This window comes from Pseudonocardia adelaidensis, assembly GCF_039543345.1.
GTDB classification, from domain to species: domain Bacteria; phylum Actinomycetota; class Actinomycetes; order Mycobacteriales; family Pseudonocardiaceae; genus Pseudonocardia; species Pseudonocardia adelaidensis.
The window spans coordinates 1-14,142 of the sequence record NZ_BAABJO010000046.1; the positions used below are offsets into that span (position 1 = coordinate 1).

A 14,142-nucleotide genomic window follows, 5' to 3' on the forward strand; every position below is an offset into this window, starting at 1 on the left:
CGGCGGTGCGGGTGGCGGCGGTGATGCGGGTCAGTGGGGCGAGCATGCGGCCGGCGAGGATCCACCCTCCGACGAGGCCGAACACCAGCAGGAACGCCATCACGACGACGGCCGCCGGGGCGAAGACTGCTGGGCCGAAGGAGCCCGGATCGAAGACGTGCGGGAGGTTGGAGAGGTCGGGAACGCGGTAGGCGGTGGGCGTGCCGCGCAGGAGGAACACCCACACGGCCGCGAGCAGCAGGGCACCGGCGAGCACGAGGAACCCGGCGTAGCTGAGGGTGAGTTTGAGCCGAACGCTCAGCCCCGGCCGCCTGTCCACGGTCTCCTCCCTCACCCCCGCTGCCGGGTCCCTTTCCCCGATCACCACGCGCACCCGAGCTCTCGATGCTTCCAGCCGGGGCATATCGCCGGCATATCGGGAACCGCACACGTTCGGTCGGCACCACGCGGGCTCTGACACCCGGCGCCGGCCGGGCGCGCCGGGTCGCGCATCGCAGCATGGGGTGCAACCCCGGTGCAACTGTTGCCCCGCCGCGCCGGGCGGAGTGAAGTGGGTCACGCGGGGCGCAGGGGCCTCGCGGTGAGCTCGGAGGCGCGGGTGCAGCAGGGCGGGTCGAACGGGCGGGTGGCGCTGCCGTCCGGGACGACGGGGCTGCCGGTCGTGCCCGGCTCGACGGTCGGCATCGTCGCCAACCCGATGTCCGGGCGGGACATCCGCAGGCTCGTCGCACAGGCCTCGGTCTTCCCGAACGCGGAGAAGACCAACATGGCGCTGCGGCTCGTCTCCGCGACCGGGGCCACGGGCGTCGCGCGCGTGCTGATGTCGACCGACGGCATGGGCGTCGCGGCCGGCGTGCTGCGGGCGCGGGACAAGCGCCGTGCGGACGCGGCGCGCTGGCCCGAGCTGGAGTTCGTCGAGCTCGATGCGATCAGCGGCACCGCCGAGGACACCCGCGCGCTGGTGCGCCGGATGGTGGCCGCAGGGGCGTCGGTGATCGTCCTGCTCGGCGGGGACGGCACCGTACGGGCTGCCGCGGCGGCGAGCGGGGACGCCGCGCTGTTGCCGCTCTCCACGGGCACCAACAACGCGTTCCCCGAGATGTGGGAGGCGACGGTCGCCGGGACGGCGGCCGGGCTCGTCGCCACGGGCCGGGTGCCCCTCGCGGAGGCCAGCTACCGCGCGAAGGCCCTGCACGTGGTGGCGGGCGCGAGCCACGAGCTCGCACTCGTCGACGTGTGCGTCTCGACGGTGACGCACGTCGGCTCCCGTGCGCTGTGGCAGCCGGCCACGCTGCGCGAGCTCTTCTGCGCCTTCGCCGAGCCGCACGCGATCGGCCTGTCCAGCATCGCCGGGCTGCTGCATCCCGCCGCCCGCACCGACCCGCACGGGGTCGTCGTGCGGCTGGCCGGCGCCGAGGCCGCCCCGCATACCGTGCTCGCCCCGATCGCGCCGGGCGTCGTGGCGCCGATCGGCGTGCACCACGCCGGCCCGCTCGCCGCCGGGCAGCCGCATCCGGTCGGCCTCGCGCGCGGCACCGTCGCCGTGGACGGGGAGCGGGAGATCGAGTTCGGGCCTTCGACGCCCGTCACCGTCACGCTCGCGCCGGACGGGCCGCGGGTGCTCGACGTGCGCACCGTCCTCGCCGCCGCGGCGCAGCGGCGGCTGCTCGACCCGGACGCGATCACGCAGGAGGTCCGATCATGAGAGCGGCACGGTTCCACGGCAGGGGCGACATCCGCGTCGAGGAGGTGCCCGACCCACAGGTCGGACCGGGCCAGGTCGAGGTGAGCGTCGACTGGTGCGGGATCTGCGGCACCGACCTGCACGAGTTCCTCGAGGGTCCGATCTTCATCCCGCCGGAGGGGTCGCCGCACCCGATCACCGGTTCGGAGCTGCCCGTCGTCATGGGGCACGAGTTCGCGGGCGTCGTGTCCGCCGTCGGTTCCGGGGTCACGGGGGTGCAGGAGGGCGACCGGGTCGCCGTCGAGCCGTACTACGTCTGCGGCGAGTGCGTCGCCTGCACGGCGGGCCGCTACAACATCTGCCGCAAGCTCGGCTTCATCGGGCTGTCCGGGCAGGACGGCGGGTTCGCGGAGCGGTGCGTCGTGGACGCGCGCTGGGTGCACCCGCTGGGTGACCTCCCGACGGACGTCGGGGCCCTCGTCGAGCCCCTCGCGGTCGGCTACCACGCCGTGCGGCTGTCCGGTCTGGGGCCGGGAGGAACGGCGGCGGTGTTCGGTGCCGGGCCGATCGGCCTCGTCACGACGGCGGCGCTGAAGGCCGCCGGGGCCGGGAAGGTCGTCGTGGTGGAGCCCGCGGCCGCGCGCAAGGCGAAGGCGACGGGGGCGGGCGCCGACGAGGTCGTCGACCCGAGCGGCACCGACGTGCCCGACGCGATCCGCGACCTGACCGACGGTGCGGGCGCCGACGTCGCCTTCGAGTGCGCGGGGGTCGACGCGGTGCTGGCCGCCGCGATCGGCTCCGTCCGCCCGGGCGGCACCGTCGTGAACGTCGCGATCTGGGGCCACGTGCCGCAGGTGGCGATGAACGACCTCGTGCTGTCGGAGGTCACCGTGGTCGGCTCCCTCGCCTACTGCGGCGACCACGCCGACACGATCGCCCTGCTCCGCGACGGGAAGGTCGACGCCGGGCAGTTCATCACCGGCCGGATCGGGCTCGCCGACCTGGTCGACCGCGGCTTTCGGGAGCTGATCGACAACAAGGAGGAGAACGTGAAGATCCTCGTGTCGCCCAGGGACCTGTCGTGAGCGTCGCGGTGGTGACCGGCGCCGGGCGCGGGATCGGGCGCGGGATCGCGCTGCGGCTCGCCCGCGACGGGCACGCGGTCGCGGTCAACGACGTCGACAAGTCCACCGCCGAGGCGGTCGCGAGCGAGATCGCCGACGCGGGTGGGCGCTCGATCGCGGTGCCGGCGGACGTCACCGACCGGGACGCGGTGTTCGCGATGGTCGACCGCGCCGCAGCCGACCTGGGCAGCGTCGACGTCATGGTCGCCAACGCCGGGATCGCGCAGGTCAAGACATTGCTCGAGCTGACGCCCGCGGACCTGCAGCGGATGTTCGAGGTGAACGTCTTCGGCGTCGTGTACTGCCTGCAGGCCGCCGCCGAACGCATGATCGCGCAGGGCTCCGGCGGGAAGATCATCAATGCGGCGTCGATCGCCGCCCACTCCGGGTTCGACCACCTCGGGCACTACAGCGCCACCAAGTTCGCCGTGCGGGCGCTCACCCAGGCTGCCGCGAAGGAGCTCGCGCGCCACGGGATCACGGTGAACGCGTACTGCCCCGGGATCGTCGGCACGGAGATGTGGAACCAGATCGACGAGGGCCTCGGCGCCTACCTCGGCACCGGGAAGGGCGAGGCCCTCGCCCAGTACTCCCAGCTGATCGCGCTGGGTCGGGTGCAGACCCCGGAGGACGTCGCCGGGTTCGTCTCGTACCTCGCAGGACCGGATTCGGACTACATGACCGGGCAGTCGGTCATGATCGACGGAGGGATCGTGATGTCATGACGGGCACGCTCGCCAGCCCCGCCTCCCAGGACCTGACCCCCGACCAGCTCCTCGACGCCTACCGCGTGATGCGGACCATCCGGGACTTCGAGGAGCGGGTGCACGAGGAGTTCGCCGGTGGGGACATCCCCGGGTTCGTGCACCTGTACGCGGGCGAGGAGGCGTCCGCCGCCGGGGTGTGCGCGCACCTCGATGACCGCGACGCCATCGCCTCCACCCACCGCGGCCACGGGCACTGCATCGCCAAGGGCGTGAACATCGCCGGGATGATGGCCGAGATCTACGGCCGGAGCACCGGGTCCTGCCGGGGCAAGGGCGGCTCGATGCACATCGCCGACCTGTCCAAGGGCATGCTCGGCGCCAACGGCATCGTCGGCGGCGGCCCGCCGCTGATCTGCGGCCGTGCGCTCGCGTCCAAGCACAAGGGCGACGGCGGGGTGGCGGTCGCGTTCTTCGGCGACGGCGCGTCCAACCAGGGCACCACGCTCGAGTCGCTGAACCTCGCCACGGTCTGGAACCTGCCGGCGATCTTCGTGGCGGAGAACAACGGATACGCGGAGTCGACGTCGTCGAGCTGGTCGGTGGCCAGCGACGACATCGCCGACCGGGCCGCTGCCTTCGGGATGCCTGGCGTGATCGTCGACGGCTTCGACTTCTTCGCCGTGCACGAGGCCGCGGGCGAGGCGGTGGCGCGGGCCCGAGAGGGCGGCGGCCCGACGCTGATCGAGGTCAAGTTCACCCGCTACTTCGGCCACTTCGAGGGCGACCAGCAGCTCTACCGCGGCGCCGAGGTGGCCGACGCCCGCGAGCGGCTCGACTGCCTGAAGCGCTTCCGCGCGCGCGTCACCGAGGGTGGCCAGCTCTCCGCCGACCAGCTCGACGGGATCGACTCCGAGGTCGCCGCCGCCGTCGACGCGGCCGTGGCGGCCGCGAAGGCTGCCCCGAAACCGGGTCCGGACGACCTGCTCACCGACGTCTACGTCTCGTACTGAGGAGCGGAACCATGGCACGCACGATCACCTACCGCGAGGCGATCAACGAGGCGCTGGCGCAGGAGATGGAGCGCGACGAGCGCGTGATCGTCATGGGCGAGGACAACGCGGGCGGCGAGGGCGCCCCCGGCGACATGGACGCGTGGGGCGGGGTGCTCGGCGTCACCAAGGGCCTGTACGGGAAGTTCCCGGGCCGGGTGATGGACACCCCGATCTCGGAGTCGGCGTTCATCGGCGCGGCGATCGGGGCCGCCACCGGCGGCATGCGCCCGGTGGCCGAGCTGATGTTCATCGACTTCATGGGCGTCTGCTTCGACCAGATCTTCAACCAGGCCGCCAAGTTCCGGTACATGTTCGGCGGCAAGGCCGTCACCCCCGTCGTGATCCGGACGATGTGGGGCGCGGGTCTGCGGGCCGCCGCGCAGCACTCGCAGTCCCTTCTGTCGGTGTTCACGCACGTCCCGGGCCTGAAGGTCGCGGCGCCGTCCAACGCCTACGACGCCAAGGGGCTGATGATCGCGGCGATCCGCGACGACGACCCGGTGATCTTCGCCGAGCACAAGATGCTCTACGACACCTCCGCCGACGTGCCGGAGGAGAGCTACGCGCTCCCGTTCGGCGAGGCCAACGTCGTGCGGGAGGGTGGCGACGTCACGATCGTGGCCATCGGCCGGATGGTGCACACCGCGCTGGAGGCCGCCGACGAGCTCGCGGGCTCCGGTGTGCAGGCCGAGGTGATCGACCCGCGCACCACGAGCCCGCTCGACGTCGACACGATCCTGGAGTCGGTGGAGAACACCGGGCGCCTGGTCGTCGTGGACGAGTCGAACCCGCGCTGCTCGCTGGCCACGGACGTCGCGGCGACCGTCGCGCAGGACGCGTTCGGGTCGCTGCGGGCGCCGATCCAGCTGGTCACCGGCCCGCACACGCCGGTGCCGTTCGCCGACGCCCTGGAGGACCTGTTCATCCCGGACGCGGCGAAGATCGCCGGTGCCGTCAAGACGGCGGTGGACTATGAGCGATGAGCGAGCTTCCGAGCGAATCGATGACACAGCGCCCGCGCGGAGCGCACGACCGAGCGCAGCGAGGGAGAGCGAGAAGCGGATCCAGCGGGTGACGATGCCCAAGTGGGGCCTGTCGATGAAGACGGGCAAGATCGTCGACTGGTTCGTGTCCGAGGGCGACACGATCGCCAAGGGCGACGACATCGTCGACATCGAGACCGACAAGATCGCCGGCACCCTGGAGTCGCCGGTCGAGGGGCTGGTGCGGCGGATCATCGCCGAGCCGGGCTCCGACCTCCCGGTCGGCGCCGTGCTCGCCGTCGTCGCACCGGCCGACGTGCCCGACGCCGAGATCGACGCCGTCGTCGAGGAGGCGAGGGCCGCCGTCGAGTCGGGGGCGCTCGAGGAAGGGGACGAGCCGGAGCCGCAGCTCGTCGAGGTCGGCGGGCGGACGATCTCGTACCTGTCCCTCGGTCCGGACGAGGCGGATGCCCCGGTCGTCCTCGTGCACGGCTACGGTGGGGACAAGAACTCCTGGCTGTTCGTGCAGCAGCCGCTCGCCGAGGACGGGCACCGCGCGATCGCGCTCGACCTGCCCGGGCACGGCGCGTCGGGCAAGGACGTGGGCGACGGGTCGCTGAACACGCTCACCGAGACCGTCACCGGCTTCCTCGACGCGCTCGGGGTCGGACGGGCCCACCTCGTGGGGCACTCGCTCGGCGGGGCCGTGGTGGCCGCGGTGGCGCGGGCCGCACCCGGGAAGGTCGCCTCGCTGACGCTGATCGCCCCGGCCGGGTTCACGCCCGAGGTCGACGCGGAGTACCTGCGCGGGTTCGCGGCAGCATCCTCGCGGCGGGAGCTGAAACCGCTGGTCGGACGGCTGTTCGCGGACGAGGCCCTCGTCACGCGGCAGCTCGTCGACGACCTGCTGCGCTACAAGCGCCTCGACGGCGTCGACAAGGCGCTCACCGCCGTGCTCGGCACGTTGCTCGGCGACGGCGACCGGCAGGCCATCGACACGCCGGCCCTGCTCAAGGACGTCGACGTGCCACTGACGGTGGTGTGGGGCGCGTCCGACCGCATCGTCCCGGTGCCGGACGGGGTGGAGCTGACCCGGGTGGACGCCGGGCACATGGCGCACATGGAGGCGCCGGGCGAGGTCCTCACGGCGATCCGCGCCCGGCTCTGACGTCCCGCCGGCCCGGCCCGGAGTGCCAGCATGGTGGCCATACTGGCGTAACACGGCAGTATGGCCACCATGCTGCAACTCGGGCGGGGCCGGCCTCAGCTCGTGATGTCCTTCCGCTGGAAGCGCCAGACCGCGGCCGCGCCCAGCACCAGCGCGTAGATCGACGCCGAGAGTGCTCCCCGGGTCATGCCGTCCCAGTCCACCGGGTCGCCGAGCAGGCCCGCCCAGGCGTCGTCGAAGTGGGTGGGCAGGAAGTCGCGCAGGCCTTCGAGGGCGGTGATCTGGTCGAGGATCTGCGACACGATGGACACCATGACCGCCCCGCCCACCGCGCCGAGCGGGGCGTCGGTCGACACCGACAGCAGCAGTGCGAGCGCCGCCACCCAGCTCAGGTGCACCGCGAGGTACACCGCGCCGGACAGCACCCGCGCGGTGCCGGGCCCGTAGTCCAGCGACGCCCCCGTCGGGCTCACCATGTCGCCCGCGCCGTACGCGAGCGTGCCGACGACGAGCGACACGACCGGCAGCAGGAGCAGGGCCGCGAGCGACAGCATGGCGGCCACCACGGTCTTCTGCCGCAGCAGGCGCGCCCGCGGCACCGGCGCCGCGAGCAGGTAGCGCAGGCTCGACCAGGACGCCTCCGCCGCCACCGTGTCGCCGAAGAACAGCGCCACGACCACGACCAGCAGGAACGACGAGGACGCGAACATCGCGAAGACGGCGAAGTTCAGCCCGCTGCCGGTCGCGAGGTCGACGAGCGTGAGCGAGCCCGTGGGCGGGGCGTCCGGGGCCAGCTCGAACGCCACCCACAGCAGCACCGGCAGCAGCACGACGAGGCCGAACACCACCTGTGTCCGGCGGCGCCGCAGCTGGCGTTCGAGCTCGACCCGGAGCGGCAGCGTGCGCTCGGGGCGGAAGGGCCGGCGCGTCACCGACGAGGGCGGCTTCCCGAGGGTTTCGGTCAGTGCCGATGATTCGCTCGCAAGCTCACTCATGGCGTCCGGTCCTCCCCGACGAGCTGCAGGAACGCGTCCTCGAGGCGCCGCCGCGGACCCGCGCCCGTCACCTCGACCCCCGCGGTGACGAGCGCCCGCACCGCCTCGGCGCGCGGGGTGCCGTTCAGCTCCGCGTGCACGTCCCCGTCGACCACCTCGACCGAGCGGACGCCTGCGAGATCGGCGAGCACGGCCGCGGCGCGCTCCGGGGCGTCGACCGTGAACGTGGCGGCCCCACCGCCGCCGATGATCTCCTCGACGGTGCCGTCGGCCACCACCTCGCCGCGGTGCATGACGACCACGTGCGTGCACGTCTGCTCCACCTCGGCGAGCAGGTGGCTCGACACGACGACGGTCCGGCCCCGCGCGGCGTAGCGGCGCAGGACCTCGCGCATCGCGGAGATCTGGGGCGGGTCGAGCCCGTTGGTGGGCTCGTCGAGCACCAGCAGGTCGGGGAGGCCGAGCATCGCCTGCGCGATGGCCAGCCGCTGGCGCATGCCCTGGCTGTAGGTGCCCACGCGGCGGTCGAGCGCCGCGCCGAGCTCGGCGATCTCGAGCGCCTCCTCGAGGTGCGCGTCGGCGGCGGGACGGCCGGTGGCGGCCCAGTACAGGCGCAGGTTGTCCGCGCCGGACAGGTGCGGGAGGAAACCCGGGCCCTCGACGAACGCGCCGATCCGCGCCAGTACCGGCGCCCCGGGCCCGATCGGCTCCCCGAAAGCCGTGATCGTGCCGGCCGTCGGGCGCACCAGGCCCATGAGCATCCGCAGCACGGTGGTCTTGCCGGCCCCGTTGGGTCCGAGCAGGCCGAGCACCACGCCCCGCTCGACGGTGAACGAGACGGCCTTCACTGCCTGGAAGCCGCCGGAGTAGGTCTTGGCGAGGCCGGTGACGTGAAGCGGCGGGCCGTCGTCGGCGGAGGGCGTCTGGTCGCGCCGGCCGCGCAGCCGCGCCAGCACCCAGCCGAGCACCGCGATGGCGAGCACCACGCCGATCCCGGCCAGCGGCGCGAGCGGCACGGTGGAGGCGGTGGCGCTCGTGCCGGGCACCACCGGCACGGTGAGCTCGCCTGCCACGCCGACCTGCCAGACCGCGGGGTCGACCGGGCCGGTGAAGCCCTGGTCGGTGGTCGCGATCGAGACCTCGAGCTGGTTTCCGGACTCGACCGGCGCCACCACGCCCGGCAGCGCCACGGTCACCGTCGCGGGGCCGCCGTCGGCGGGTACCGGTACCCGCATCGGCGCGACCGCACCGCCGAGCAGGGTGCGCCGCCCGTCCGGTGACAGCTCCGTGACGCGGGCGAACAGCACGGCCTCGGCCGGGGCCGATTGCCCGGGTACGCGCGCGACGCTCACCTGCACACGAGGGGTGCCCGCCACCACGAGCGACGCCGCGAGCGGTGCCGTCCGGAACGTGGCGGACTGGCCGGGCGGGTCACCCGCGAACGCCGAGAGCCGGCCGGCGAGCGAGCCGAGTGCGCCGCCGATCCCGGGCAGCGACGTGATCGCCGCCGGATCGCCACCCGCGGGGTGCACGACCTGCTGCGGGGGGCCGTCGAGCGGGAGCGGGGTGGTGAGGAGGGGAGCGGACCCGGGCAGACCCGGGTAGGCGGGGGCGGCGAGGGTGCGGCTGGTGGGCGTGTTCGCGCCGGCGCGGACGCCGCTCGGCACCACGTAGGAGAACCCGGTGCCCGGGTCGTCGCCGGTGCCGGCGAGGTGGAAGTCGAACCAGTCGCCGATGTCGTCGCGGACGGCGTCGCCGGGGGCGGCGCCGTCGTGGCCGCCCGCGAACCACTCCACCTTCACGCGGCCGCCCGCGGCCGCTATCTGCCGGGCCGTCGCGTCGGCCTGGTCGAGGCCGAACAGCGTGTCCTGCTCGCCCTGCACCAGCAGCGTCGGCGCCGTGATCCGGCCGGCGACGGTGGCGGGCGACGAGCGGCTCAGGAGCTCCGCCGTGGCGGGGGAGAGCCGTCCGGTGGTGGCGGCCTCGGTGTAGGCGGAGCAGATCTCGGTGGTGAACCGCCCGCACGGGTTCGCCCCGGTTCCCCGGCCCTGGTCGTTCCCCGCCGAGAAGAGCATCCCCGCCCATCCGCTCTTGAACACCCCGTCCGGGGCGGCGATGCCGTGGGCGGGCGTGTCGGCCACGGGCGGGGTCGCGGTGGCCCGGTTCGGGAAGAGCGCCTGGCCGAGGTCGTTCCAGGTGATCACGGGGGCGAGCGCGTCGACGCGCGGGTCGTACCCGGCGAGCAGCAGCGCGAGCGCCCCGCCGTACGAGGCGCCGGTGACGCCGACGCGCGGGTCGCCCGGCCCGTCCTGCTGCACCTCGGCGAGGCCGGAGAGGTGGTCGACGAGCGCACGGGCGTCGGCCACCTCGTGGTCGGGCGAGTCGAGCGCGATCCGGCCGGTGCTCGTGCCGAACCCGCGCGCCGACCAGGTGAGCACCACGAACCCGCGTGCGGCGAGCGCGCGGGCGTCGGCGTCCACGGACGCCTTGCTCCCGCCGAAGCCGTGTGCCACCAGCACCGCGGGGGCGGGGGTGACGGCCGGCAGGTAGAGGGAGGTGTCCAGCTCGACGCCGTCGGACGTGCTGATCCGCTCCTCCGTCACACGCACGTCCGCGGGTGCCGCCGCGCCCGTGAGCAGGACGCCTGCCACCACCGCGAGCAGGACGCTGAGCGCGAGGGACGGCCGGGCGCCGCGGGCGGGGTGCACGGGACGACGTTACGGGGTGGCTCTCGGTAATGCCCTCAGTCCGCTCTCAGAAGTCGCGGCTCAGCCCGCAGCAGACCCCGGCAGGGTCACCTCGTCGAAGTGCTCCACCCGCGGGTCACCGTCCAGGAACGGGCCGATGTGGCCGCGCCAGCGGCCGTAGTTCTCCGACTCCCGGAACCCGACCGTGTGCGCCTCCACGCTGTCCCACTCGATCAACAGCACGAAGCGGCCGGGCGACTCGACGCCCTTGGTCAGTCGCGCGTTCCGGAAGCCGGGCGTGTCGGACACGTAGCGGATGCCCGCGCGGACGGCATCGGCGAACTCCTCCTCGGTACCGGGCTTCACGGCGATGTCGGCGATCTCCAGGACCATGGGGTCATCGTCGCACGAGTGGACCCGCGCTGATCCGGGCACAGATCGGTATGGAGCACTTCACCATCGCCACCGTCGCGGAGCGCAGCGACGACTTCCGCCGGGTCCTCTGGACCGGTGAGCGCACCCAGCTCGTGATCATGACGATCCCGCCGGGCGGGGAGATCGGCGAGGAGGTCCACGCGGGGATCGACCAGATCCTCACGTTCGTCAGCGGCACCGCGGAGGCACGGGTGGCCGGCGAGACGAAGGCCGTGGAGGCGGGCGACCTGGTGGTCGTGCCGGCGGGCACGAAGCACAACTTCGTGAACACGGGCCCGAACCCGCTGGTCCTCTACACCGTCTACGGCCCGCCGGACCACGCCGACGGCGCGGTCCACCGCACGAAGGAGGAGGCCGACGCCGCGGAGGAGTCGGGCGAGGACGAGCCCCCGGCGTCCTGACGCACGAACCCGGTCACACGTGCACGTTCTGCGGGCTCATCGGTACGTCTCGCCGATCGATGAGGAGGAACGATGCAGTTCGTACTGGTGATCCACCACGGCAGCTACCCGCTGCCGGGAACGCCGCAGGCGGAGTCGGTGTCCGAGGAGGAGCGGAAGTCGGCCTACGCCGACTGGGCCGCGCTCAACGGGATGGAGAACGTGGCGGGTGGCCCGCCGCTGGGCCTGCCGCAGCACGCGACGACCGTGCGCGTCGAGAACGGATCCACGGTCACCACCGCGGGCCCGTACCGGGACGCCGAGAGTGCGGTGGGCGGGTTCCTGGTGGTCGACGCGGAGGATCTCGACGCCGCGGTCGCGATCGCCTCCCGCGTACCGCAGGCGCGGCTGGGGGGCGCGGTCGAGGTGCGGCAGTCCGCCACGTACTGGTGACACCCGGGGGCCGGCGTCATCTCACCCCGTCCGGCCGAGGACCGCGGACGCGAGGCGGCGGACGCGGTCGGGGTCGCGGACGACGTCGATCCTGACGATCCTGTCGCGGGCGACGGTGAAGGCCATGACCGAGAACGCCTCCCCGCCTTCGGTGACCACCGCTCCGATCCCGCCGTTGACCAGCGCGGGGTACAGCCGGTCGCCGCGCGGGGTGCGGGCCTGCTCGGCCACGGCCGGCGCGCCGCGGACGACGGTGGGTGGCAGTGCCGCGCCGAAGTCGGTGTGCAGGGTGACCTCGGGGTCGAGGACCTCGAGGAGCGCGTCGAAGTCGCCGCCCCGCGCGGCCGCGTAGAAGGCGGTGACCACCTGCCGCTGCCGCGCCAGGTCCGCGTCCGGTGCCGGGATCTCGGCGCCGCTCACCCGGCGCCGGGCCCGGCTGGCGAGCTGTCGTGCGGCGGCCGGGCTCCGGCCCAGGATGGCGGCGATCTCCTCGAAGGGCTGTCCGAACAGGTCGTGCAGCACGAACGCCAACCGCTCGGCTGGCGCGAGGCGGTCGAGCACGACGAGCAGCGCCAGCCCCACCGAGTCGGCCAGCAACGCCTCCTGCTCGGGGTCCGGCCGTCCGTCCGGGACGACGACGGGGTCCGGCAGGTGGGCGTCGAACGGGTCCTCCCTGCGGCGCCGGCGGGAGCGCAGCACGTGCAGGCACTCCCGCGCGACGACGGTGGTCAGCCAGCCGCCGAGGTTGTCGATCCCCTCGGCGCCGGTGCGGCTCAGCCGCAGCCAGGCGTCCTGGACGGCGTCGTCGGCCTCGGTCAGCGAGCCGAGCATGCGGTAGGCCGTCGCCCGCAGCTTCGGTCGATGCTGTTCGAAGCGCTCGGCAAGCCACTCGGTCTCGTCCATCCGGCACACCGTCCTGTCGACAAGGCTCGTACTCCACGGATGAACCTCGGGACCCCTCGATCGTGACAGCACCCGACGGGCTGGAACCCGGCCGTCGCCACTGACAGGCCCACCCACGACGCGCTAGTTTCCCGACCGTGGTGCAGCGGGGCGTGGTCGCCGCGGGGCACCCGGCGTCGGCGGCCGCCGGAGCTGCGGCCCTGAAGGCCGGGGGCAACGCCGTGGACGCCGCGGTGGCCGCGGTCGTCACGTCGTTCGTCGCGGAGCCGCTGCTCACCGGGCTGGGCGCGGGTGGGTACCTGCTCGTCGCCCCACCGGGGCAGCAGCCGGTGCTGCTCGACTTCTTCGTGGCGGCCCCCGGCCGCGGAGCCGCCGCGCCCCCGGCGCCGATGACCCACATCGTGGTGACCTTCGAGGACGCCACGCAGATCTTCGACATCGGCGCCTCCTCCTGCGCGACGTACGGAGCGCCGGCGGGGGTGGCCGCCGCGGTGGAGCGGTTCGGCCGGATGCCGCTCGCCGAGCTCACCGCCCCGGCGGCCCGGCTGGCCCGCACCGGGGTGCGGGTGAACGCGATGCAGGCGTACGTCTTCGGGCTGCTGGCCGCCGTCGTCGGCTCGACGCCGGACGCCGCCGCGCGCTACCTGGTGGACGGCCGTCCGCCGCGGGAGGGCGAGCTGCTCCGGGACGGGGAGCTGGCCGACTCGCTCGACCGGCTCGGTGCGGAGGGGTCGGCGCCGTTCTACAGCGGCGACATCGGCCGCGCGGTGTCGGAGCGCGTCTGCGCAGGTGGGGGAGTGCTGACCACGGCCGACCTCGCGGAGTACCGGGTCGTGCCGCGGATCCCGCTGCGAGTCGGGTACCGCGGCCGCGAGATCTTCACCAACCCCCCGCCGAGCGCTGGCGGGAGCAGGCTCGTTCGCGCGCTGGTGCACCTGGGTGCCACCGACGGCACGCCGGACGTGCCCGGCATCGCCGCGGCACTGGCGGTGGGGGAGCACGCCCCGGAGCCGCACGTGCACCGGCTGGGTTCCACCACCCACGTCTCGGTGCTCGACGCCGACGGCTGGGCCTGCTCGGTGACCTGTTCCAACGGCACGGGCTCGGGCGTGACCGTTCCCGGGACGGGCATCCACCTCAACAACATGCTCGGCGAGCACGACCTGCTCGGCGGCCACGGCGTCGGTGAGCGGCTGCCGTCGTCGATGGCCCCGACGGTGGTGCGCCACGGGTTCGACGCCCGCGGGGGCACGGCCGAGCTCGTCGTCGGCTCCGCGGGCTCGAGCCGGATCCGCAGCGCGCTCCTTCAGGTGCTCGTGAACATGGTCGACCGGGGCATGTCGCCGCAGGACGCCGTGGACGCACCGCGGCTGCACGTGGAGCGGGGGGTCGCGTACGCCGAGCCGGGGGTCGACGTCGCGACGCTCCAGGCCGTGGCCGGCCCAGTCATGCGGTTCGACGCTCCGAACCTGTTCTTCGGTGGCTGCCAGGCCGTGCGGAGGGACGTGCGCACCGGCGCCCTGGACGGCGGAGCGGACGCGCGGCGCTGCGGGGGCGTCGTGGTCGTCTGA

General features: G+C 73.8%; 13 protein-coding genes and 1 pseudogene. 9 read left to right on the forward strand and 5 right to left on the reverse strand.

The window, feature by feature from the left end; genetic code table 11:
• Positions 1-319 (reverse strand): annotated as a pseudogene (locus tag ABEA81_RS38395) (sensor histidine kinase); the annotation flags it as partial.
• 261 nt (positions 320-580) lie between these two features.
• Between ABEA81_RS38395 and ABEA81_RS38400 the strand changes: the two are divergent.
• The 6 genes from ABEA81_RS38400 (at position 581) to ABEA81_RS38425 (ending at position 6,718) form a co-directional block, all read left to right on the forward strand.
• Positions 581-1,705: an ATP-NAD kinase family protein gene (locus tag ABEA81_RS38400; protein ID WP_345612347.1), complete on the forward strand. Its 1,125-nt coding sequence runs from the start codon at positions 581-583 to the stop codon at positions 1,703-1,705.
• Positions 1,702-2,769, forward strand: coding sequence for a 2,3-butanediol dehydrogenase (locus tag ABEA81_RS38405; RefSeq protein WP_345612349.1), 1,068 nt, complete (start codon positions 1,702-1,704; stop codon positions 2,767-2,769). Before ABEA81_RS38400 ends, ABEA81_RS38405 begins: the two co-directional genes overlap by 4 nt.
• The gene (locus tag ABEA81_RS38410; protein ID WP_345612351.1) at positions 2,766-3,533 is read left to right on the forward strand and encodes an acetoin reductase; all 768 of its coding nucleotides are present in this window, start codon (positions 2,766-2,768) and stop codon (positions 3,531-3,533) included. The genes ABEA81_RS38405 and ABEA81_RS38410 overlap by 4 nt, the downstream gene beginning before the upstream one ends.
• Positions 3,530-4,525 (forward strand): thiamine pyrophosphate-dependent dehydrogenase E1 component subunit alpha, encoded by a 996-nt coding sequence (locus ABEA81_RS38415; protein ID WP_345612353.1) that lies wholly within the window; start codon positions 3,530-3,532, stop codon positions 4,523-4,525. The genes ABEA81_RS38410 and ABEA81_RS38415 overlap by 4 nt, the downstream gene beginning before the upstream one ends.
• Before the next feature lie 11 nt (positions 4,526-4,536).
• Entirely contained in the window at positions 4,537-5,550 is a 1,014-nt protein-coding gene (locus ABEA81_RS38420; RefSeq protein ID WP_345612355.1) for an alpha-ketoacid dehydrogenase subunit beta, read from the forward strand.
• Between the two features lie 88 nt (positions 5,551-5,638).
• Positions 5,639-6,718: an acetoin dehydrogenase dihydrolipoyllysine-residue acetyltransferase subunit gene (locus tag ABEA81_RS38425; protein ID WP_345612357.1), complete on the forward strand. Its 1,080-nt coding sequence runs from the start codon at positions 5,639-5,641 to the stop codon at positions 6,716-6,718.
• A gap of 95 nt (positions 6,719-6,813) precedes the next feature.
• Here ABEA81_RS38425 and ABEA81_RS38430 read toward each other — a convergent pair whose 3' ends face one another.
• Genes ABEA81_RS38430 through ABEA81_RS38440 form a run of 3 tightly spaced genes read right to left on the reverse strand, consistent with a single transcriptional unit; the run spans position 6,814 to position 10,793 of the window.
• Entirely contained in the window at positions 6,814-7,713 is a 900-nt protein-coding gene (locus ABEA81_RS38430; protein WP_345612359.1) for an ABC transporter permease, read from the reverse strand.
• Positions 7,710-10,421, reverse strand: coding sequence for an alpha/beta fold hydrolase (locus ABEA81_RS38435; protein WP_345612361.1), 2,712 nt, complete (start codon positions 10,419-10,421; stop codon positions 7,710-7,712). Before ABEA81_RS38435 ends, ABEA81_RS38430 begins: the two co-directional genes overlap by 4 nt.
• A 60-nt stretch (positions 10,422-10,481) precedes the next feature.
• Complete coding sequence (locus ABEA81_RS38440) at positions 10,482-10,793, reverse strand: antibiotic biosynthesis monooxygenase family protein (protein ID WP_345612363.1); 312 nt, start codon at positions 10,791-10,793, stop codon at positions 10,482-10,484.
• Between the two features lie 50 nt (positions 10,794-10,843).
• Between ABEA81_RS38440 and ABEA81_RS38445 the strand changes: the two genes are divergently transcribed.
• Both ABEA81_RS38445 and ABEA81_RS38450 read left to right on the forward strand, forming a co-directional pair.
• Positions 10,844-11,236, forward strand: a complete 393-nt coding sequence (locus ABEA81_RS38445; protein WP_345612365.1) for a cupin domain-containing protein — start codon at positions 10,844-10,846, stop codon at positions 11,234-11,236.
• Between the two features lie 72 nt (positions 11,237-11,308).
• Positions 11,309-11,668 carry a YciI family protein gene (locus tag ABEA81_RS38450; RefSeq protein ID WP_345612367.1) on the forward strand — a complete coding sequence of 120 codons (360 nt, stop codon included), beginning with the start codon at positions 11,309-11,311 and terminating at the stop codon, positions 11,666-11,668.
• A 21-nt stretch (positions 11,669-11,689) separates the two neighbouring features.
• On the opposite strand, the gene ABEA81_RS38455 is transcribed toward ABEA81_RS38450, so the two are convergent.
• Entirely contained in the window at positions 11,690-12,571 is an 882-nt protein-coding gene (locus ABEA81_RS38455; protein WP_345612369.1) for a sigma-70 family RNA polymerase sigma factor, read from the reverse strand.
• Between the two features lie 137 nt (positions 12,572-12,708).
• Between ABEA81_RS38455 and ABEA81_RS38460 the strand changes: the two genes are divergently transcribed.
• Positions 12,709-14,142, forward strand: a complete 1,434-nt coding sequence (locus ABEA81_RS38460) for a gamma-glutamyltransferase (RefSeq protein WP_345612371.1) — start codon at positions 12,709-12,711, stop codon at positions 14,140-14,142.